This is a genomic window from Peribacillus sp. NPDC097225, assembly GCF_044761955.1.
GTDB lineage: Bacteria > Bacillota > Bacilli > Bacillales > DSM-1321 > Peribacillus.
On sequence record NZ_JBIWDJ010000004.1, the window covers coordinates 230663 to 253078 of the forward strand.

At 42.4% G+C, this 22416-nt stretch carries 14 protein-coding genes; 4 read left to right on the forward strand and 10 right to left on the reverse strand.

From position 1 onward, the window contains the following. Positions 1-594: 594 nt before the first annotated feature. From ACIQXH_RS13845 to ACIQXH_RS13855, 3 genes are all read right to left on the reverse strand, one after another. Complete coding sequence (locus ACIQXH_RS13845; protein ID WP_403124109.1) at positions 595-3999, reverse strand: hypothetical protein; 3405 nt, start codon at positions 3997-3999, stop codon at positions 595-597. Positions 4000-4542: 543 nt separating this feature from the next. Next, a complete protein-coding gene (locus ACIQXH_RS13850; RefSeq protein WP_403124112.1) occupies positions 4543-6555 on the reverse strand; it encodes a penicillin-binding transpeptidase domain-containing protein in 2013 nt (670 codons plus the stop codon). A 152-nt stretch (positions 6556-6707) separates the two neighbouring features. Further along, positions 6708-8147: a magnesium transporter CorA family protein gene (locus ACIQXH_RS13855; protein WP_403124115.1), complete on the reverse strand. Its 1440-nt coding sequence runs from the start codon at positions 8145-8147 to the stop codon at positions 6708-6710. Positions 8148-8367: 220 nt separating this feature from the next. Between ACIQXH_RS13855 and ACIQXH_RS13860 the strand changes: the two genes are divergently transcribed. Then, positions 8368-8514: a hypothetical protein gene (locus tag ACIQXH_RS13860; protein WP_403124118.1), complete on the forward strand. Its 147-nt coding sequence runs from the start codon at positions 8368-8370 to the stop codon at positions 8512-8514. A 31-nt stretch (positions 8515-8545) separates the two neighbouring features. Here the strand turns inward: ACIQXH_RS13860 and ACIQXH_RS13865 are convergent, their stop codons facing one another. Together ACIQXH_RS13865 and ACIQXH_RS13870 are read right to left on the reverse strand one after the other, a co-directional pair. After that, positions 8546-8878 (reverse strand): hypothetical protein, encoded by a 333-nt coding sequence (locus ACIQXH_RS13865; protein ID WP_402870447.1) that lies wholly within the window; start codon positions 8876-8878, stop codon positions 8546-8548. A 235-nt stretch (positions 8879-9113) separates the two neighbouring features. Further along, entirely contained in the window at positions 9114-9242 is a 129-nt protein-coding gene (locus ACIQXH_RS13870) for a hypothetical protein (protein ID WP_402990422.1), read from the reverse strand. A gap of 196 nt (positions 9243-9438) precedes the next feature. On the opposite strand from ACIQXH_RS13870, the gene ACIQXH_RS13875 reads away from it, so the two are divergent. After that, complete coding sequence (locus ACIQXH_RS13875; protein ID WP_403079684.1) at positions 9439-10332, forward strand: helix-turn-helix domain-containing protein; 894 nt, start codon at positions 9439-9441, stop codon at positions 10330-10332. 201 nt (positions 10333-10533) lie between these two features. On the opposite strand, the gene ACIQXH_RS13880 is transcribed toward ACIQXH_RS13875, so the two are convergent. Continuing rightward, positions 10534-11082 (reverse strand): REP-associated tyrosine transposase, encoded by a 549-nt coding sequence (locus tag ACIQXH_RS13880; protein ID WP_402954803.1) that lies wholly within the window; start codon positions 11080-11082, stop codon positions 10534-10536. Between the two features lie 145 nt (positions 11083-11227). On the opposite strand from ACIQXH_RS13880, the gene ACIQXH_RS13885 reads away from it, so the two are divergent. Both ACIQXH_RS13885 and ACIQXH_RS13890 read left to right on the forward strand, forming a co-directional pair. Continuing rightward, positions 11228-12850, forward strand: a complete 1623-nt coding sequence (locus tag ACIQXH_RS13885) for a hypothetical protein (RefSeq protein WP_403124120.1) — start codon at positions 11228-11230, stop codon at positions 12848-12850. Then, complete coding sequence (locus ACIQXH_RS13890) at positions 12843-15815, forward strand: DEAD/DEAH box helicase (RefSeq protein ID WP_403124123.1); 2973 nt, start codon at positions 12843-12845, stop codon at positions 15813-15815. Before ACIQXH_RS13885 ends, ACIQXH_RS13890 begins: the two co-directional genes overlap by 8 nt. A 35-nt stretch (positions 15816-15850) precedes the next feature. Here ACIQXH_RS13890 and ACIQXH_RS13895 read toward each other — a convergent pair whose 3' ends face one another. The 4 genes from ACIQXH_RS13895 to ACIQXH_RS13910 form a co-directional block, all read right to left on the reverse strand. Next, positions 15851-16273: a hypothetical protein gene (locus ACIQXH_RS13895; protein ID WP_403124126.1), complete on the reverse strand. Its 423-nt coding sequence runs from the start codon at positions 16271-16273 to the stop codon at positions 15851-15853. Between the two features lie 199 nt (positions 16274-16472). Further along, positions 16473-20213: a S8 family serine peptidase gene (locus tag ACIQXH_RS13900; protein WP_403124129.1), complete on the reverse strand. Its 3741-nt coding sequence runs from the start codon at positions 20211-20213 to the stop codon at positions 16473-16475. 221 nt (positions 20214-20434) lie between these two features. Beyond that, positions 20435-21337: an ABC transporter permease gene (locus tag ACIQXH_RS13905; protein ID WP_402870427.1), complete on the reverse strand. Its 903-nt coding sequence runs from the start codon at positions 21335-21337 to the stop codon at positions 20435-20437. 12 nt (positions 21338-21349) lie between these two features. After that, positions 21350-22354 (reverse strand): ABC transporter permease, encoded by a 1005-nt coding sequence (locus ACIQXH_RS13910; RefSeq protein ID WP_402871314.1) that lies wholly within the window; start codon positions 22352-22354, stop codon positions 21350-21352. Positions 22355-22416: the final 62 nt, after the last annotated feature.

The following is a 22416-nucleotide window of genomic DNA, read 5'->3' on the forward strand; positions in this document are numbered from 1 at the left end:
GGCTTCCAAGTATCAAAAATATTTTCCATAAAATATTCTCACCCTTCAAAATTAATAATTTGTATTACAAAAAACGCTGATTACAAAAACATCTCAGATATTGAGATACTTTTGTAATCAGCGTTTTTATCCGAATCCTATAGGACTCTTTGCAAATAACTTCGAACTGCCTTTTGTTTATCCTCCGCTAAGTAGAGGTTGTCCACTGGCTCAGTTGCCGATTATAGTAATTATTGTTCTCAAAGGATTATAACCCATAATTTAATATATTTGAAACAATTTTCTTAAATAAAAAAGGCTTGCCGTGATTTCTCTTTCAACAGGTCATTCAACAAGTTTAATGTATGGTGCTTGGAACCCTAACTTCCTCTCTCGGTAACCCTCATATTCTTCTACTGATTTGCCTTTTACTTTCGTGGATTTCCTACAATGACTGATTGCTAACTTCTGTTCTGTGTTCATTATATAAACATTACTTCTAAATGACTAAAAAAAGCCCCGCAGAGGTTTACTCTCTACAGGGCTCTTCATAAGATGCTTACTTCCAGTTTAATAGATGGTCCTAGCGTCTTATAATTAATATCCTATTTCTTCTTACTTAATAACAATTGGAGTTAAAATTGTTTTTCCACTTACAGCGTAATTACCAACTTTAGTAATACTATCTCCCACTTTTACAGAATCAGTACCACCAATTGTAATAGTTACTGTCTTTTTATCACTAGAAATAGATGGTGTAGATTTGTTAGTGATAGTTGTAGTACCAGTAGTTGTAAAGTTAGCAAATGTAGTTGTAGTTAATGCTTCAGAGAATGTTAATGTTAATTTAGCAGGTTCTGCTATTACGCCAGTAACACCATCCACAAGCGTAAGAGTTGTACCAACTAGTGCATTAGCAACACTTCCTGTAGAGCCAGCTGAAACTGTTACTACTAATGGTAAACCAGTGACTTTTTCTAATTCTGAATCGATATCGGAATATTTAGTAGTAATCGTTGGGTCAGCTGAACTGGTATTAGCCAGATCTAAAACCACTTGTTTGTTTGCATTATCAAGAGTTACTGTTTCATCTAGATTCAGCTTATCATTGTCAATAAACTTAACCTTCCAACCATTATATCCAGCACCAGCAGCAGATGTTCCAGAAATTTTAAGAGTATCTGTTCCAGTAATTGTATAAGAAACTTCTGCAGCTTTAGCAGTTACAGCTGGAACAGGAGCTGTGTATTTAGCCGAACCATTTACTGTCAAACCAGCAATTGGGTTATATGCTGTATTAAAAGCAGTATCTAGTTGGGTTTGAGTATATCCAGAACCAGGACGTTTATCTAAGATGTCTTGAGCAACTACAAGACGATTATCAGAAGAAATTGCATCTAATTTTTCCTTGTATGTTGAATTATCATTTAGAGCATCTAAAACATGATTAACCGTTGTTGCAGCGTTGATACGTTCAAGTGTAGATGCTTTACCAACGACTTGAATTGTAGCAGTTTTATTCGGCAAACTTACTTGTGAAGCAGAAGCTTCGACAGAAATTGTTGAAGCGACATTAGAAGTAGCAGTTATTTTAGCTATTCCTCCGACAGCAAAAACTTTAACTGATTTTGTAGTTCCTTTTGCAACTGTCTCTAAATAATCACCGTTTTCATCTCTTACAGTAACATCACCAAATTGTGCTGAAACTTGGTAAGTTACTTCATATCTGCCGTCACCAGCATAATATTTAAATCCGTTTTGATCTTTTGACCCGTAAGTAAATGTTGCGTATTCATTTAATTTCACACTAGTTGCTTCTTCTTTAGCTTCATTTTTCACTTCAAGTGTTGCATCAGTTACTACTGCATTTACGAAGTAAGTGATTTCCCCAACTACTTGTAAATCACTACTATCTAATTTACCATTCCCATTATCAGAGCCGTTATCAAGGTAAACTGTTGGTGTTGCATACGCGTCTTTATCACCAATTAAAGTAAAAGTAACTTGGCCTTTAGCACCTGTGACTTGAACAGGAATTCTTTCATCTTCAGCAACATAGTAAGCTTCATTCTCAGTTTTCAGTTGAACATTTTTACCTTTACTAAAGCTACCTTGTGGGAAAACGACATATGCTGTAGTTCCAGCAGGAGCTATTTTTCCATCTTTATCAGTAATCGTAACCGTGTAATCACGACCACCTTCTCCTTTTGCTGTGTTAGCAGCGGCATTCTGTACACCTTCAGCCTTTACATTTAAACCAATTGTTTGACTGAGAGCAAATGTTACTGCTGGTGCTGTTGCTTGAAGTTCTGTAGCACCCAATTTTCCGTTACCAGTCCATTTATTATTAATATCGTAAGATCCGTCAGCGAATACAATTGGGGTTACAGTTGCATTAGTACCAGTAACAGTGAATGTCGCAGTCCCTTGTTCATTAAGTTTCACTAATGCAACTTGTGAACCACCAGTTGTTACTTCATATGGATATTGGGTTTTTGGATTAGTAACTGCAGTTAAAGTACCATCAGCATTTAAAATGCTAATTTTAGCATCTTCAATTTTTGCTCCAGTTACTAATTTGTCTGGAGTTACTTGTACGTTCTCTTTGAAAGTTACGTTTACTGTAGAACCTGGAGTTCCAGTTACTTTGTAAACTTTCTTAGAACCGTTCGCTAAAGTATTACCTGCTGTTACTTCTGAAACTGCTAGACCTTGAGCAAAGTATACAGTTGCAGTTGAGAATTTAGAACGATCACCAGTTGCGTAAACTACTACATTGTCATTTACAGCACTGTAACGAGTATAAGAATAAGCTGCTTCGCCATTTGCATCCGTATAAACTTCAGCAGTGATTGCTTTATTCAATGAATTTGATTCTGGGATATTAATAGTCACAGGAATACCAGCTTTAGATTGGCCTTCTGGAACTGTCACTGTAGCTTTAACCGTTACTTCTTTACCAATTGTTCCTTGAATAGAAGGAGTAGTTACTTTAACAGCAGTTGGAATAACTGCAGAAATCCCTGTGAATAATCCAAGTTTTTCTTCTCCAGCTTTAACTGTGTATTCTTTTCCACCTACTTGAGTAGAAGTTGTAAGAATTACAGTTTTATCATCTGTTTGTTTAACAACAGCGTTTGTGACTGTTAATCCTTCGATTGAGAAGTCTTTAGCTTCAACGTCTTTAACGTTCTCTTTATATGTTAATTCAACAGTTGTAGCGTTAACTGCAGTGATTTTGCTTACAGCTGGGCTATTAGCTTTTTCGTAAGCTGCGTTGTTTTTCTCTACAGCTGCAAGAAGGGATTTAGCTAATTTTGTGTTTTTAGCTTTTAGTTTTGCAACTTCAGCTTTAACGCTTTCGATTAGTTCTCCAGCTTTTTTAACGTCTTTCTCGATAAGGAAGCCGTTTTCGATTTGTTTGTATGCATTGTAAACTTTCATTTCTTCGTTTACAGAGTCAGCTAATTTTTGAGCTGGAGCAGCATATTTTTTAAGTAGCAAGTTACGAGCATCCGGGCCGTAGATCTTAGCTACTTTACCTTCGAAGCTAGCGATATCTTTGTTCAATACTGTTTGAGCAGTTAAAACTTGTTTCGCTTTTCCAGCTTCTACAGCTTTAGTGAAATTAGTTTGTGCAGGCTTAAGGTTTGTGTTCACTGCATTTACATATGCTTGAGCGCGATCAAGGAAGTATTTTTTACCGTCCAATTGTTTAGTGTAAGCCGTTTTCTTCGCTTTGCTTCCACCATTTTTAGCGATCTCAGCTTTAGCTTTATCATAGTAGTCTTTAGCTAGAGCCGTTTGGTTTCTGATTGTTCCTGTTGCAGGAAGCTCACCGTCGTTCTTAGCGGCTTTATGATATGTATCATAAGCTTTCGCCATTTGTTTAGTTGCTTTTGTGATCGCTTTGTCAACCGAGCTAGTTGCTGCCTCTGATTGTGTTGGTGCTACTGCTACGAATGCTGATGCGGCAATTGCAGTTGCCGTTGCTAATTTAATTGCTTTCTTTTTTCCCATGTTAGAAAATACTCCCTTTCAATATCTAAAGTAGTGCGCTTGGTACGACTCCCCAAATAGAGCAAATATCCAGCGGCTTACGAAACAAACTGTATTAGTCCTAATTAACTAAAACTTTAAGACTACCATCGGCCAGAAACCCAAATAAATAGTTCCATTAATCTACAAGGAAAATATTTAACTAATTACCAAATCATCCTTGCTAATCTATAATAATACAATTAATTTATAATTTCTACCTTTTTTTATATATTTTTTGGAATTTAAATTACAATTATCTTACATTATTTCATTTATAATACATTTTATTTTATAAAACATGGCTAATAACGCTTTTGTATACCATTTTTACTACTACATATCTTTATAGTTATTAACCTACCAATTTACAAAACTTTAGGACTACCTTTTGTTATTATATGTAATATTTAATTTCAGTAATAGGAATTTTATGAAGTTACTTTTAACAAGAATTAAAACTGGTGTTCAAAATAAATTTTTATATACAAAAAAGCACCTGCTCTAAGCAGATGCCTTTCCTTGTCACTTCAAATATTTCTTCAGAACCGGCTTCATTTTATCACTAACCAAATGGCTGCCGCCTCGTCCTTTTACGTCTTCCATCATCCAGGCCATGATCAGCTCTGGGTTTTCGGTATCCATGGCAACTAGCCAACCATTTTCGGTTCCGCTGGAATTTTTGGATGCCTTGGTCTCGGCTGTACCTGTTTTCGTAGCCAACTTCACGCCAAGATCATTTAAATCATGGGCGGTCCCTTTAGGATGCTCTACGACTTGTGTGAGCATCTTGGTGATCGTGCTTGCTTGATCTGCAGAAATGATATTTTCTTTCCATTTTTTCTTTTCCGTTTTATCACCTGTCACTAAGGAAGGTGCCATGATGTTTCCTTCATTTAAGAAAGCCGAGTAGGTCATTGCCAAATGAAGGGTGCTCATTTGGACTTGGGCCTGCCCATAGCTCGCATCAGCCAGGCGTCCTTCGCTATCGAGCTTTCCGATGCTTGATGCCTTAACCGGGTAGTCGAAGTTCAGGGACTCATCAAATCCGAAGTCTTGGAGCCCTTTTGAGAATTTATCTTTACCAAGTTTCAATGCTTGTTGGGCAAAGTAAATATTATCGGAATAAATGAGGGCCTTTTCCATATCGATCGGCACTCCAGGGTTCGAGACCCGTGTGATGGAATGGTCTTTCCAGTTCGATTTGGCCCATTTTGTTCCTTGAATACTGAGTGCAGATTTAGGGTCGATTCCATTTTTCAATTCAATCGCCGCCGTTAATGCTTTTATCGTTGAGCCCGGTGCAAAGGTTGAACTGAATCGGTTCAGTAGTGGCTTGTCTGGGTCTTCTTCCAATGCCTTCTGTTCCGCGTTCGTGATGCCCAGTACATATTTGTTCGGATCAAAAGAAGGACTGGATACGAGTGCCAATGTCTCGCCGGTATTCGGATCAAGTGCTGCCGCCGATCCCGCTTCATTATCATACTGCTTGAAGATATCCTTTTGAAGCTCGGCATCGATTGTCAACGTGATCGTTTCGCCTTCTTCAGCCGGCTTCTCGGCGATGATTTTTTCCTCGCCTTCTTCTGTCTTGATGAAGATCTTGCCGCCTGGTTTCCCTTTTAGGCGTTCTTCTAGAATTTGTTCGAGGCCACGTTTTCCGATGACGTCATTTGCGGTATACCCCTTGCCTTTTAATTTCTCCAGATCTTCCGCTGACGCCTCCCCCACATAGCCGATTAAATGGGCAGTGGCTTTTTTATAAGGATAGATCCGTTCCTCGGAACTGTTGGCAGAGACCCCCGGGATGCTTAATAGCTTATCCAAGGTCGCTGCCTCATCAGAAGATATTTGCTTGATGGGCACGAAATAACTAGGCTGCACCCATGATTGGTTCAATTTCTTTTCGACTTCATCCGTTGTCATGTTAAGAGTACTGGCCACCTGTTTGACGGTGGCTTTTTTGTCACCCATTTTCTCTGGTACGATTCCGATTTCCGAAACCGTCCCATTCATCGCCAGGCCACGTTCCTTCCGGTCGACAATTTCGCCCCGGATGGCTGGGTAGGACTCGACTGATATCTTCTCACCGGTTTTGAGATTGGGGAAGATATAGCTTTCATCCCATTTAATGTACCAATTCTCTTCCTTGTCTCTCTCTTCTTTGACAAGGGTCGCCTTATGGTCGGAACTGACAGGTCCCGCTAGCGTGTCCATGTCGACGGTATAAGCCAATTTCACCTTTTCATCATCTTTATGTTCTTTTGCGTCTTCTTCTTTTGGTTGAGTGTAGCCCACCTTGATTTGGTCGGCTTCGATTCCTTTATAGATCTTTTTATATCGCTCTGCAAATTCATCTGCACTGACTTGTTTCTTCGTATCAGCAGACAGATAATCATACATCTTCGCAAAATCTTGTTTATTCCATAGTTTCGTATAGGCCGCAAAGCGTTCTTCTGGACTAGGTTCTTCCGAGCACCCCGCCAAAAACAATACACTCATCAACAAACAGCCGAAAACTAATGCTAATCTTTTCATAATCTCCTCCTAATGAACAGTAAGAATGATATCTATAGTTTATCAAAGGTTGGGAGGAAAAGGGGAAATTTGTAATGACACTTTCCCTCTTTTTACTATTTAGGATCATGAACACAAACAAAAGTCCTGCACATGTGCGCAGGACTTGATTGTTATAGCACTTTCTTTTTCCGGCTCTTTTGTTCTTGAAGCCATTTTTTCAAGAATAAGAAGCCCATGATAAAGGAGATGATCAGGCCGGATGATGTCACCAAGACGGCCACCCATTCATACAGTGTGTAATTCATATAATCTTCCAACGTCAATTTCTTTTGCCAATCCTCTATATACAGGTTCATCCCGAATATGCCGGAGATAACTGTATAGATGGTAAGGATTTGCAGAAGGTAATTACTGCTTTTCCCGGAAAGCTTATCTTGATTTTGATACAAGTAGGAAAGCGTTTCTTTCACTTCTTGATAGAGCGGTTCGATCCTGAATACTTCTTTCGTCATTTTGAAGAGCTCTTTCCCTGTGAAGGTGCTGTTCACTTCAGCAAATAAGTACTTCGCCGAAAACTCGGTGATCATGAAGATTAACAATTCCGTATCCGACTGGTCTTTTTCCACATCGATTTGGGAATGGTCATGAGCCAGTTTCAACAGGACTATTTTATAATAGAAGTAAAGCAGCATGGAATAGAAGTGTTGCCCGTACATTTCACTCGCAAGTTGGTTCTCTAGCTTACCTGTCGCTTTTGTGACACAGGCAAAATGCCCCTCGCTCGTGACATAATACGTTTCCTCCCCCCACCGATCGTACACCCTCTCCTTGTAATACTTGTCAATATAGTTCGGGTTCAGGGCGCCGACATAGGGTTCTCCATCATTATCATACCCATTTAACTGACTCGTTCGGTATAAATCCGATTTGGTAATCACCCGATCCTTCGGCAGGTTCGTATTACTGAGGACAAACATGCGTTCATCCACGAAGAAAGGCAAGCTTCCGAAGTAGGATGTGTGGTCTTCTTCATCATCTATATATTTCTCAGCAGGAGGGATTAACTCCTCAAAGATGAAATCTTTCACGTATCCATACTCATTATTCCTACAGCCGACCTTCATCTCGATTTCGTCTTCCGCAATGGGTTCGAGAATCCGGAACGTATCCGTGAAATAAAGGACATCGTCATAAGGAAGGTTCTCGGGCAATGTTACCCGGATATTAATCATCCCTATATGAAACGGGCAAATATAGATATCAATGGAGTTGATTATAAAAGCCGTTTTTAAGAATGGCGAACGGAACGTACATCCCAGATCCATTTTCTTCGAGAAACGGCGTATTCCCTCTTTCTGTTTTGAACTGCTCGGAAACAAAATGGGGACAATATTCGGCATAAAGTATTGCTCCAAGTTACGATGGGAAACTTTATGATTGCCATAAAAATCGTCCTGCAGGTCCATATTATCCAGATCCAAAAAGACAAAGTCATCCTTAAGCAACCGTTTGACAAACCCTTCGATTTTATTTCCTTCTAGCATGAACGGAAAAATAAATTGTTGGAAGGAGCGCTTCGTACGGTCGTTTTTTTCATTACTCATAGCCATATTTTTTTCCTCCGCCTTGACCGGGTTCTCCGGTTCTCATTCACGTGCTCTTATTCACTTACCCCAGTTCTATCAAATAAAAACGAAGCATAATATGGTAAGAAAACGGACAAGCTTCTATTCCCCTCCACTCCTTATTGAATGGAAGGTAATTTCTGGTTTGAACAACCACAAAACGGGTACAAAACAAATAAGAAGAATTTGGTAAGGGGGCGACAACGTGAAGTCTGATACGAACAAATACCATTTCGAGTTATTAGAACGGGTAAAACCTTCGGAATCAAGCGACCGGAAGCGGATGAGCGAATTTATAAAAAAAATGAAAAACAATGCACAAAACTCCCAATTAACAAGCAAAAACTCATGACATATGAGATGTCATGAGTTTCTTTACGTTCTTAATATGCAACTTTTTTCTGATGATCTTGCCCCACGCAATTTTGAATGCCGATTACGTCCAAAAAGTGTTGAATTTTTTTCATAGAGCTCGCCTGGTATTCATCCACGATGGAAAACTCTTTTATATAAGCGATTTTTTCTTGACTACTCGGGTCAAGGAGTTCATCTGTATCTATATCATCCTGGTTGTATTTTTTCTCATTTGATTTCTTGCATGTGTAGACCACAGCTTCCCCAACCTTCTTGGCAGCCCTATCAAAATAGAAAGAAAATACAATGGCACATTCGTCATCATAAAAAGAGGGTTGAACTTTCATATTAATATCAATCATAATCCTTCCACCTCTCTCTGTTTTGTTATTCTTACTATAGCAAACTTTCTACATGCATCCATGTGTTCATATAGCCCCTCACGTTTCTTCCACATCTTCCTATGCCCCCTTATATTGACAAATCATAGATAAATATAACTAAAGGCATATGCGTGAAAGAATATTTTAGATGAAGGCAAAAAAAAAAGACACCCCTACTAAGAGGTGACAGAGAATTATAATCTAACCGTCTATATTATGCTTTCGCATGAACTGATGGTAACTCATGTACGCTTGGTAATTCAGTTACTGATGTTAAGCCACCAACAACTACTACAGCTACTAGAAGAAAGGATACCGCCATCCCTTTAAGACTTTTTTTCATGGGTAATTCCTCCTTATTTTTAAAAAAAATATTGGATTTAATAGAAATAAATTCTATAGTTGTATTTAACCATAGATTTATCAAATACGTTTTCGTTGTGTTGATACACATCATATAAAGAAAATAAATCATTCTTATTTATTCTTCTATTTTTCACTATAAATATAACTCTAGGCATATTTTAAGGAGAGTTAACATGGATTTTTCAGCAGTAGGGAAGAAAATAAAAGAACTCAGAAAACAAATTGGCCTTTCACAAGAGGAACTTGCAGAAGGAATTTGCACGCAAGCCCAGATTAGCAAAATCGAAAAAGGTGTTGTTTATCCGTACGCCACCACTCTATATATGATTTCCAGAAGGTTAGGTGTAGATGTTAATTACTTTTTTGATATAGGAATGACCCCTCGGTTAGACTATGTTCAAGAAGTCGCCCATCAATTGGAATTGACACGAAGGACCTTGAATTACCAAGATATGAGAGACATTGTTAAAACAGAGGAAAATAATCCCTTGTTCACGCAAAACAAGCAAAACCAGCAATTGTTATTGTGGCATAAAGGGATATATGAATACATGATGAATAAAAACATGAATAAAGCGATAAAGCACCTAGAGGAGGCCATTGCTTTATCTGATATAACGGATAAGGTGTACTCTGAAAGGGAAATAGAATATCTGCTAAGTATGGGTGTAATATATTTCGAAGAACGACTTTATGAAAAAGCTCTATGTACATATAAATTAGCTCTTACACATATGAATCATCTACCATTTTTAAATGATAAAAAGATAAAGACCAGACTTTTTTATAATTCAGCACGAGTTTCCACCCGTTTAGAGGATTATGAATCTTCCATTATGTATTGTACAAAAGCGATCAAATGGTGTTTGGAAGAGTACCATATGTACCTTTTAGCTGAACTCCATTACCACCTGGGATATAACTACGAATTGCAAAATAACTATAAACAAGCAAAAAAATTTATGGAACGAGCCCGCCTCATATTCGATTTGCAAAAACAAAACCGTTTTGTCACCTTTATCGATGAGAAATTCAAAGTGTGGGAAGCTCTCGTAGAAACAAATTAATACTAAGCCATTCCTAATGCGGGAATGGCTTTTCACATTCCGACTACAAACATATTCCAAAACCTGTATACAACATTTCAAATTCCAAGCCCAAATGAAGTATAATAAAGAGATGACCTCGAAATGGGTGCCGGGAAATGGGGTCTGACCCCTTACCGAATGCTCCATACCCCTTGACTGGCAAAGGTTCTTTGCTTTTTGTTAAGTCTGGGAAATAGGGTCTGACCCCCGCATGACGTAGGTTTCATAGTTCTGTGGGGTTTGGAAGTAATGAAGGATTTGTGTGGGGTTGACGTGTTTGCTTGGTTTTCCTGTTTGGAAGACTTTGTAGCTGCTCCACTTATAATCGGCGGGGTTTTTGACGATATTGGCTTGTACAGGGTTTAAATGGATATAACGGCTCGTGGCAGTGAATTGCTCGATCGATTCGATTAAGACGGAATGGTAACGGCCTTGGAAGAGGTGACCATCATGGTCATGCCGTTTATTGAAGGAGATGGCATAGCGGGAATTCAGCTTATGCATAATATCACTAATCGGGTGTTGTTTCGTTTCGAGGAGAAGATGCACGTGATTCGTCATGAGGCAGTAGCTATGGAGTTCGAAGTAATACCTTTCTTTCGTTTCCTCTAAATAACGCAGGTAACGAAGGCGATCCTTGTCGTCTAAAAAAATATCACTGCGGCGGTTGCCGCGGCTAGTAATATGGTACATCGCACCAGGGTACCATATCCTCGGTCTACGAGGCATGAACATCATCCTTTCCTATGCCGGGAAATAGGGTCTGACCCCCATCCGGTGTTGTTAAAGTACTGATAGATCAATGATAATACAAAAATATAATTTTGGGAAATGGGGTCTGACCCCTAAAAGTGACCCCAAAAAGGAGGAGAGTATGGAGCGGGAGTTGTTGTTTGTTGGGAATCGGCTGGCGGAGTTGTTGGAGGCCGGTGATCCGGATGATGTGGCCGTTGTGAATGAGGGTCTTCAGTTGTATCGCCAGGGGCTCGTTGATCTGAAAGAGGAAGCGGAAGACTTGATTACCGCGGAGGTACAGGATGTCACGCGCTATAAGGCAAGGCTGAATTTGCTTATCCCTCAGGATGGAAGCTGCACCTGCGATTCCAGGTTTATTTGCCGACACCAAATGGCCGTATTCTTCTCCGGATATTCCGAGCATGCCAGTGTGTCCGATTGGGTTAGCGACTGGAACGCGCCAAAATCCACACCTACCCAGGCTTTGCAGCAGGTAAAGCGGGCAAGTGAAATATTTAAACATACAAAGGAGAAATCCATCATTTTAGAAAAAAGCTATCCATCATGGAAGCAATTCGTGCACGATACCTTCACTGAGCAAGTGGAGCCTTATATAGAGGAACCGCCTTACATGATTGAGAATCATATACAGACTTTCTTTAAACGTCTCAGCTCCAAAACCCCGATGGAACGGGAATGGAAGCTGCTTTATCATTTTGTGACCCATTTTTGTACGTTGCAGCTGACTATGAGAATGATCCAGCTACATAAAAGCAACACCCAAGCGGTCCGTGTCTTTTATGCGCTCGCCGCCGATTTGGCCGAAGAGCTGCATGAAACGGTGCAGCCACTGAGCAGACAGGCCCGTCCCTTTGCTTTTGACCCCTTCGTCTTTAGCATTAAGGAAGATGTAGCGAAGCTACTGGACGGCAGCGAAGGGTTGGAGTATGAAAAAATCGACCTCTACCGGGAAATCTGGAGCTACCTGTTCACCACATCTTCGTGGCGTAAAGAGGAGCTGAACCGAGTTCAGGAGGAACTGCCCAAGCAATATGCAGGCACGACGGAGCGCATTTCCTATACTCTGGCTACGATTCACCTATCTCTGATGGAGAACCAGGACCGACAAGCGATCGAGCTTCTCCACGAATTGAAGAAGGAAGCCTGTCCGTATATTTTTTATTGGCTGGAGTTCCTTTCCGATTCAGAGGACCGTACCCGGGCCATTCCTTTCATTGAATTCATCAACGCCCATGTTCAGGAATTCTTGATTGACCTATCCGATTATTATCAGCGGGTCGATTTTGTCCGGACCTTCACGACCCTGATCACAAGCTGTTGCTTTAAGTTGAAGCGGAATGACTTGCTTGAGAAATTCTTTCGGGCTACCCTTCCCCATAGCTATTGGAACTATGCGAACTTTCTTTTTGAACAGGGCCAATATAAAAAATGGGTGGAGATGCATATCTACTCCGAAATCAGCATTGACTTAATAAGCACTGAATCCATCAAGGAAGTCGTCTCGAAAGATCCGGAAGTGATGCTTCCCCTCTATTATCATGCGGTACAGGAAAAAGTGTCCTTGAAAAACAGGCCAGCCTATAAACAGGCAGTCCGTTATTTGAAAAAGATGCGTACCATCTATAAAAAGATGAAAAAGGAAGAGGTATTCGAACGGTATATGCAATATGTAGTCGATTCGACGAAACGACTGCGCGCTTTTCAAGAAGAATTAAAAAGGGGAAAGCTAATCGATGTTTAATACAGGAAAATTAAAAATCAAAATAGCGGCTCTCGAAAATGGATCCTACGTCCTTGGTGTCGTCAATGAAGAGAATAGCTTCCTCAATACAAGTTATATTCGAAGACTGCTGTTCAACTGGGATGACGCCAGTTTTTATGGAACAAAAATGACGACAGATACAATAAACGAAAACCCTGTTTTCATTCTTGATGCCTGGGGACTGCTGAACTTTTTCGCGAAGGAAAGCTTTAACTCCTTTATAGAATGGGAATGGTCCGAGCTCTCATCCTTATGCCTATCCGCAGCCCCCGTACTTCATGAATCGATTGAAGCGGGGATTCCTGTGCCTGATTTCACGAATTTACAGTTGGACTCCATCGGTTGGAAACTGCCGGAAGAGGTCGAGGAAGAATTCCTTCCTTCCTTTTGGGAAGAGGAGATTCCTTTGGACCTCCCTTCACCTGAAGTGGAAACCAATCGGACCTTTATCGAGAAATGGTATAATGGCGCCGCTAATATGTATTTGAAGACCTACTCGCCGATGCACAATAAATGGAGCGAAGCAGTTGGGGCCTTAAAGGATTCAAGGCTTTCTCCTGAAGAATTGCAGGCCTTTTTCGATCAGGATAGCTGGCAGGAATGGCTCGGTGTTAACCCGGATCCTAAACCCTTCACCATCGGCCTACGCTTAACCGAACCACCTGAAGGAAATGGCCCATGGAAGCTAGACGTCACGCTTCGCTCTAAAAAAGATGAAAGCATTATCGAAACGTATACAGGCAAGAAATTGCCGCGTGGCTGGAATAAGTACGCAAGTGAAGTCGTACGGGCGACGAAACGCTGGCAGCTCGTCGTTCCATGGATTGGGGAAAAGGGCCGGTTAAAAAGCGAGCTATCCGAAATCGATGCCTGGGAGTTTTTGACCGATGCAAGCGAAAAGCTGCTATTTCTCGGTGTCGAAATCCTCCTTCCATCCTGGTGGGTCGCTTTGAAGGAATCCTCCCTCAAAGTGAAGGCAAAAGTGAAGAGCCAATCGAATCGCGGGCCTTCCTACGTTGGGCTGAAAGCATTGATGGACTTCGACTGGAGATTCTCCCTGAACGGTAAGGAGCTCACTGAGTCCGAGTTCGCGGAGCTCGTCGATGAGAAGCGCAGGCTTGTCTATATCCGTGGCCAATGGGTCAAGCTCGACCCCGCTTTCATCAAGCAAATCCAGAACCTGATGGAAACGGCCAACGAAAAAGGCATACAGCTGACCGATTTGCTGCAACAGGAGCTTTTAAATAGTGAAGGGGAAGAAATCGAGGATGACCCTGAAAACGGCGAAATGCTCCGAATTCAATTCGAATTGAATCAGGAGCTTAGAAAAATGGTCGGACGACTGCGGGAAACCAAGAACATTTCGATCATGCCAGTCCCTGGGACACTGCAAGGTGATTTACGTCCCTATCAAAAACTGGGCATGAGCTGGCTTCTGTTCTTAAGGGAATATGGTTTTGGCGCGTGTCTCGCCGACGATATGGGACTTGGGAAAACTGTCCAGATGATTGCCTACCTCCTTTATGTCAAGAATGCCGAAGCGACTGACAAGGAGCTACCTATCCATGAAGAAAAGGTGCAAACGAGCGAACCCATCATTGTCGATGAGGAAAGTGAAACGGAAAGCGCCGATGAGGTCGAAGTAATCACCAACCCGCCTGAGCATGTTCCTGTTCAGGCCGCGTTGATTGTCTGCCCTACATCGGTACTCGGCAACTGGCAGAAGGAACTGGAAAAATTCGCTCCATCACTCAAGGTTCACCTTCATTATGGTTCGAATCGGTCCAAGGGTGATGCGTTCATTAAAAAAGCTTCTACCCACGACATCATCCTGACTTCGTATGGTCTGACCCACCAAGATGTGGAGGAATTGTCCTCCATCCATTGGAGCAGTGTCATCCTAGATGAAGCTCAGAATATCAAAAACGCCCAAACGAAGCAATCCAGGGCAGTCCGCAAGCTTGATGGACGTCATCATATCGCCTTAACGGGTACACCGATGGAAAACCGCTTAAGCGAGTTATGGGCCATCTTTGATTTCATTAACAAAGGCTACCTGGGAACGCTTGGTCAATTCCAGGAAAAATACGTGACCACCATCGAGCGGGAAGAACAAAAAGATAAAATCAAAGAGCTGCAACGCTTAATTCAGCCCTTCCTGCTCCGTCGGACAAAACGGGATAAAGAGGTCGCACTGAACCTTCCTGATAAGCAGGAACAAAAAGAATTCGTACCACTCACCACCGAGCAGGCTTCATTATATGAACAGCTAATCAAGGATACCTTTGCAGACATCGAGCAGTTGTCCACCTTTGAACGCAAAGGGATCATTCTGCAGATGCTGAATAAACTGAAACAGCTCTGCAATCACCCTGCCCTTTATCTAAAGGAAACTGAAAAGGAAAACATCATGATGGCAGCTAGCCGATCCGGGAAGCTTGAGAAGCTAACGGAAATCGTGGATGCTGTCCGCGAGCAGGAGGAAAGCTGCCTCATTTTCACCCAATACATCGGTATGGGGAACATGATGAAAAAACTGCTTGAAAATCGCTATGGCTTTGAAGTTCCCTTCCTGAACGGAAGTGCGAACAAGAAACAGCGTGATGATATGATCACCCGCTTCCAAAATGGCGATTTCCCAATCTTCATCCTTTCGTTGAAGGCTGGGGGCACAGGCCTGAATTTAACGGCGGCAAACCATGTCATTCACTATGATCGCTGGTGGAATCCTGCGGTAGAAAATCAAGCCACTGACCGTGCCTACCGTATCGGGCAACAGCGGTTCGTTCACGTTCATAAATTGATATGTACCGGGACGCTTGAAGAAAAGATCGATCAGATGCTCGACAAAAAACAGGCGCTGAACGATGAAATCATCAGTAGTGATAACTGGATCACAGAACTTTCCACTGATGAAATCAAGGACCTCGTCTCTCTTCACTAATTTTGGCTAGTTAGACCACTCAATAGCTTTCCTGATTAATCGGGTTTCAAGCTATGGGTGGTTTTTCTTTTTGTGTTCCAATCTTTCGGATTGACTATAAAAAAAGATTGGTACTTTCCATGACTGATCATGATATGCTCCAATGCCGTTGTAAGCGCTTCACCTTTATTGGGCAAATATCTCTCTGAGCGTTCTTCAATGATGACCTTTTCTCTATGGGGATCATATGTGATCGAAGTCTTAGCCATATCCTTTTCAAAAAGCGAAAGGGTTACATCCGGAATAAGCGGATATTCTTGATAAGATGAATCGTGCCGGGGTTCCTTTTCAAATGGAGAATTAGCAAGTTGAAGTGCATCAAAGAAACTCGTTTTTGCTAGTGACCTATCATAATTTTCATATTTAACTGTAACACCACGACCATATTCCTTCGTAGTCAGACCTTTTTTAAAATTCATCGATTTCCTCCTCTTATTTAGTTCCATATACCTATTTCGGTACCATCTTTTTATTTTCCTTCTCTATTTCAAAAAAAGAATGCTTCTCTTGGATTACGTTATAAGCAACGTAATAATCCATAAAACGCTTGAAAGGGTGCAACGCAGCCTAAAACATAAGAAAAGCAGCCCCCTCTGTAAAAAGGGAGCTGCCATTCTATTATCGTTTCGCTTTATAGATGTAGGTCGTTTTCTTCGTCTCATTTCCGGCAATATCCGTGACCTTCCATTCGAATGTATTGTTGCCCACTTCAAGTGGCAACTCAACATCCTCTATCGTTTCTTTAAAAGAACGCATTTTGTACGGTTCTTTAAATTCATGATAGAATACTTCACTTCCGTTCAAGTAAAGGCGGATTTCATCGAAGTTGTCCTCGACGGTCACATCCACTTTCGGGTTCGGTTTTTTGGCCCCTACCATCAGGGGTGCTCCTTTGACCTTCAAGCTTGGTTTCTTTGTGTCCACCATGAACATCCGTTTGAAGGAAATTGTATTACCAACTATGTCCGTTGCTTTAACCACGAAGCTTTGGACGCCGTCATTGTATTTCTTTTTATACGAGAATTCGTATTGTTTCTTCTCTTCATTATACTTCACTGGGACATTTTTATCGTCGATCTTGAATTCCTTGATGCCAGATGCCTCTTTAATGTACCCCGTAATCGTCACATTCTTCGTATTGGTCACGCTCAACACTTCAGGACTCGTGATAAAGACGGATGGGGCCGCTTTATCTTTTTCAACCGGCTCCGTATCCTGAGTCAAGTCCGCTTCAGCTGTCTTTTCATTACCTGCGAAGTCTATGGCAACAACCTGTACTTTCTCACCCTTAACATCCGGCAGAGTATATTCTTTTGTATCCGCAGCAAGCGGTTCCGTTATGATTGATTTCCCGTCTATCTGTACATCGTAATACGCCAAGCCTGATCCATTGGCATTATCCGATCCTTCAATGGCGACCACCTTGCCACTTTTTGAAATCTTGACCGTAGGTGCCACTGTATCGACTTTGACAGGGATTTCAAACGTCTGCCATTTAGCTCCCGCGTAATCGATCACTGCTTTGACTTCATAGATATATTCACCGTCTGCAACGAGCTTATTATTGATTTTGCCCTCCCATTTACGGGCGGGGTCTAACGTATAGGCCGTCCCGCTTCCGCCGTCATAATAGTCCTTCCGCACCTGATTCTCCGTACGGATTGTCCGGACCGATTTTTTCGCAGCATCCATGATGCTGTATTCTACTTTTTTCGCATTTCTCAAGAATGATAGAATCGGGATAAAATCATCCTGCGCTCCATCGCCATTCGGGGAGATCGCGATATATTTCCGGTCAAATATCTTTCCAACCGGCTCATAACCCAGGTAGGTAAAGTCTTCACCTGCAGTTGATACCGCCCCAGCCATGCCGTAGTATGATTCTTCATCATATTTCGTTCCGTCCAAGATAGGTGCCTTGTCCCATTCTCCTTTGAACCCTACATATGGAATGTTCAGTTCTGGATTATTGTCTGCCGGGTCTTTCAGTGTCACGAACCCTTCAACAAAGTACCCATTTGGAAAGACCTTATCGATTGCGACTGGCGTCTGGAGGTCGTCCCCAAGCACCTTAGCCTTGGATAGGTCCACCTTCACTTCAATGTTGACCGATTTCTTTGCAGGTATAGTGATTTCTTCTTGTTCACGGTTATTGATTTTTATCGTAGCATCCTGAATTTCCTGTGCTTCTAATTGATTGGCTGCATAACCTAACTGTCCCTGAATCGAATAGTCTGTTTGGATATTCCCCAATACATCATATTTGACCGCTTCGTCACTTATATTTTCAACCTTCAAAGTAAAAGCGAACGTGTTTCCTACCTCTTTCAATGCAACCTTCGCTACATTCGTAAATGCCTCGGTCACAACCACCGGCGTAGCCAACGCGGAATTCAATTGCATGATCCCGGCTCCCTGCCTGCGCGGCGAGTAGGGAATATCCCATCCGAATGCAGCATTGACCATGCCTTGATCGGTTACAGGTCGAGAGGTATTCATCATTAGGTTTTTGGCCAGGTTTGCCCGGTCGAACCCTCTTGCATTCAAGTCTTTATCGACTCTTTCCAATACGAGGGCAGAGCCTCCCGCTACGTGAGGAGCCGCCATCGATGTACCGCTCATCATGCCGTATTCATCATTGTTCAATGTCGAATAGATTTGTCCGCCCGGCGCTGTGATTTCCGGTTTGAAATCAAGGTTCGGTGCGACGCCCCATGAAGTAAAGGCACTCATTTTCCCAGCCTCGGGATTAGCTGATTTCACCTTATCCCCCTTGAAAGTGAGCGTCACTTTTTCACCTTCCGATAAGGCGGCTTGTAGCTTCGCACCATCCGATTTAAGCATGAATAGCTGTGGAATCGTTATGCTAGGCTCTGTTGCCATGGATACGTATCCATCGGCATTGTTATAGATGATGACACCTGTTGCTCCTGCATTCTGAGCATTTTGCGCTTTTTCGATAAAGGTGATTCCCCCACGTTCGATAAGGGCAAACTTGCCTTTGACATCCACCTTGGCTAGCTCCTCAGGGGTTCCAAGGCCTGCATCGACTAGTTCGTGCGTCTTTTCCTTTAAAGCGTTAGGATGCACACCGGAAGCCGACATGAACGGTGCTTTCCCTTCCTGTCCGTTCAACTGATAGGTAGCAGCATCTAAATCAAGATAGTTGTTTTCAATCGATGCCACTTGAAGCGAATCATAGGCAAGTCCCGGAGAACCCGCTATGCCGATGTCTGGATTCGTTGCCCATGGATTCGCGAACCCATTTCCGAAGTGGGCAGAGTTTCCTGCCGAAATCGACATCACGATTCCATTTTCCACGGCCCTTGATACGGCCTGTTGCTCAGGATCTTCCTCTGAGACGAAGCCTGCCGTCGAACCAAGACTCATGTTCAAGACATCTGCCCCAAGAATAATGGCATCATCAATGGCCTTGATGTAAATATCCCCCCAGGTCGTCTTCACAGCAGGGTCATTCCCGAACACCTTCAAAGCTAACAGCTGGGCTTCAGGGGCCACCCCTTTAATGCCGCCATTCTCTTCATCCCCATTAGCCGCTGCTGTCCCGGCAACGTGCATCCCATGCATCGAAGCTCCCTCAGCAAGGTCGAGGATTTCTTGATTGTCATCCATATAGTTATATCCGTAAGGGACCTTTTCCGTATAATACTTTCCAAGTAACTGGTTGGCTTGTATCATTTCACTGACTTCCGTTTTCGTCAGTTCCGCCTTTGAAGCGTCACTGAGGATCATGTCACGGTGAGATGGGTCAATCCCGGTATCAATGATCCCGACGACCATCCCTTCCCCCGTATAGCCGTACTCCCGCCAAGCTTCCTGGGCTTGGACCAGTTCCTTGCTATATACCATATCCGGTTTTTCAACAGGGCGTTTATATTCATTCGCAATATGTACTTCAGCCACTTCAGGCAAGGCTGCCACTTCTTTGACTTCTCCATATTGTAGCTCTGCACTGAACCCATTCAAGACTGTCGTAAAACTTTCAAATTCCTTTAAAGCTATCTTCTTCTCTTTTACTTTATTTTTCACTTTTTTCTGGCCTGATAGTTTTTTAGACTTCAATTCTTCCCTTTTGCTTTTAGAAAGGTCTTTAAATCGTTTACCTTCCTTAGAGGCATATTCAATGGCCGGGGCTTCCTTCATCTGTACGATTACCCTGACCTTTTCATCAGTTTTGTACTTCTTATCTGTCTCTTCTTTCTTCAACTTCAGGATACTTTCCTGATTTTTCTGTCCCGCATTCTTTCCAATCGAAGGATCAGGAAGATTGGCAGCGGAAACCGTTGCTGTAAATACTAATAGAAAGATTGCTAGAATGGGCAAAATGCGTTTAATCAATGAACGATTCCTCCTATAAAATTAGAATTTTCTATATTTTTCCTTATAGGTATAAAAGTATCACATCCTTTATCATGAATTTAAGAGATAATAGTCACTATTTTCCTAGAAGACTCTAGTATAATATGTTTATTTTTCAATACCTGTCATCATTAAGAGTTTATGGAAAATATCAAAACACAAAAAAGGCGATGATTCCGAAAATCATCGCCTCTTCCTCTTTAGTTTTTCATTCTTGGATCCAATGCATCACGTAGGCCATCGCCCATCAGGTTGAAGCCAAGTACGGTCAACATGATGGCGATCCCTGGGAATAGAACGGTCCAAGGCGCCTGAATGATGAACTGTCTTGAATCAGCAAGCATTTTTCCCCATTCTGGTGAAGGTGGTTGTGCACCGAGCCCAAGGAATCCAAGCGCCGCACACTCAATGATGGCGGTCGCTATCGCTAAAGTCCCCTGAACGATGATGGGCGCAAGGCTATTCGGCAGGACGTGGTGAATCAAAATCCGGCCATCCCCCATACCAATCGCCTTAGCGGCCGTTACATACTCCTCTTCTTTTACAGTCAGAACCCGTGATCGTAAAAGTCTACCGAACGTAGGCACATTGACGATTGCAATCGCGATGAGCGCATTGCGCAGGGATGGTCCCAATACGGCAACAACCGCTATGGCTAGCAGGATGCTCGGAAACGCCAGTACAATGTCAAACAGCCTCGAAATGATCGTGTCGATCCACTTGCCATAATACCCGGCAATGATGCCGAGGAAAGATCCGACCACTACAGAACCGGCCACTGATAAAAAGCCGACCCATAGAGATAAACGAGAGCCATAGATGATTCGGCTCAAGATATCGCGGCCGAATTCATCCGTGCCAAACCAATGCTCTGACGAAGGGGACAAATGTTTATCGCTGAGCTTCTGCCCTTCGTAGGAATAGGGTGCAATAAGCGGGGCGAAAATAGCCAGTATAATGAAAAATAGGACAATGCCGAGGCCAACCAGGGCAACCTTATTTTTCTTGAAGCTTTTCCAACCTTCCTTCCAGGGAGAAATGGCTTTTTCCTCTACCTCTTGAGGGGGAATGATCGGCGGTGTATTCGTAACAATTTCAGCCATGAGATATCCTCCCTATTTATATTTAATCCTAGGATCAATCGCTGCATACAAAAGGTCCACAATCAAGTTAATCATGACGAACAAAAAGGCGATGACGAGAATTCCCGATTGAATGACCGGATAATCCCGGTAAAGGATAGCTTCATAGATATATGTTCCAATACCCGGCCATCCAAAGATGGTTTCCGTTAAAATTGCGCCACCCAATAGTAGACCCGTTTGCAGACCGATAACGGTGACCACTGGAATTAAAGCATTTTTCAGGGAGTGCTTATAAACCACCCAGAACATTTTCATGCCCTTCGCGCGAGCCGTCCGGATGAAATCGGACCTCATGATTTCTAGCATGGATGAGCGTGTCATTCTCGCAATGATCGCCATCGGGATGGTTGCAAGTGCAATTCCCGGTAAGATAAGATGTTTCACCACTTCAATAAATTGATCGAACCTACCGGAAACAAGAGTATCTATTAAATAAAAGCCCGTTATCGCTTCCACAGGGTCTCTTATATTGTCCCGTCCAGTTGTTGGAAGCAAGTCCCACTGAATCGCAACGAGATACTGTTCCATAAGACCAAGCCAGAATATCGGCATCGATACGCCAATTAAGGCGACGATCATGGCCGTATAATCAAACCAGGAATTTTGGAACCATGCCGAGATGATTCCGGCATTTACGCCGATGATAACCGCTATGATCATCGCAATCAGGGCCAATTCCATCGTGGCCGTCAAGTAAGGCCAAATTTCCTCTGAAACAGGGGTATTCGTTTTTAGAGAAACCCCCAGATTGCCTGTTAACAGGCCAATTAAGTAATCCCAGAACTGAATGAACCATGGTTGGTCCAAACCAAGCTCCTTTGTCATGGCAGCGACGGCTTCTTTCGTTGCCTGCTGCCCTAATATTACCTGGGCGGGGTTTCCCGGTATCGCCCGAATCATCATGAATACAATAAACGCCATTCCGAGAAGCACCGGAATGAGAGAACCCAAACGTCTTATGGTATAGGAAAACAAAACACTCACCTGCCTTTTTTACACATGGGCTTTTAATCGCCCTTCATTCTTTAAATCTTTAA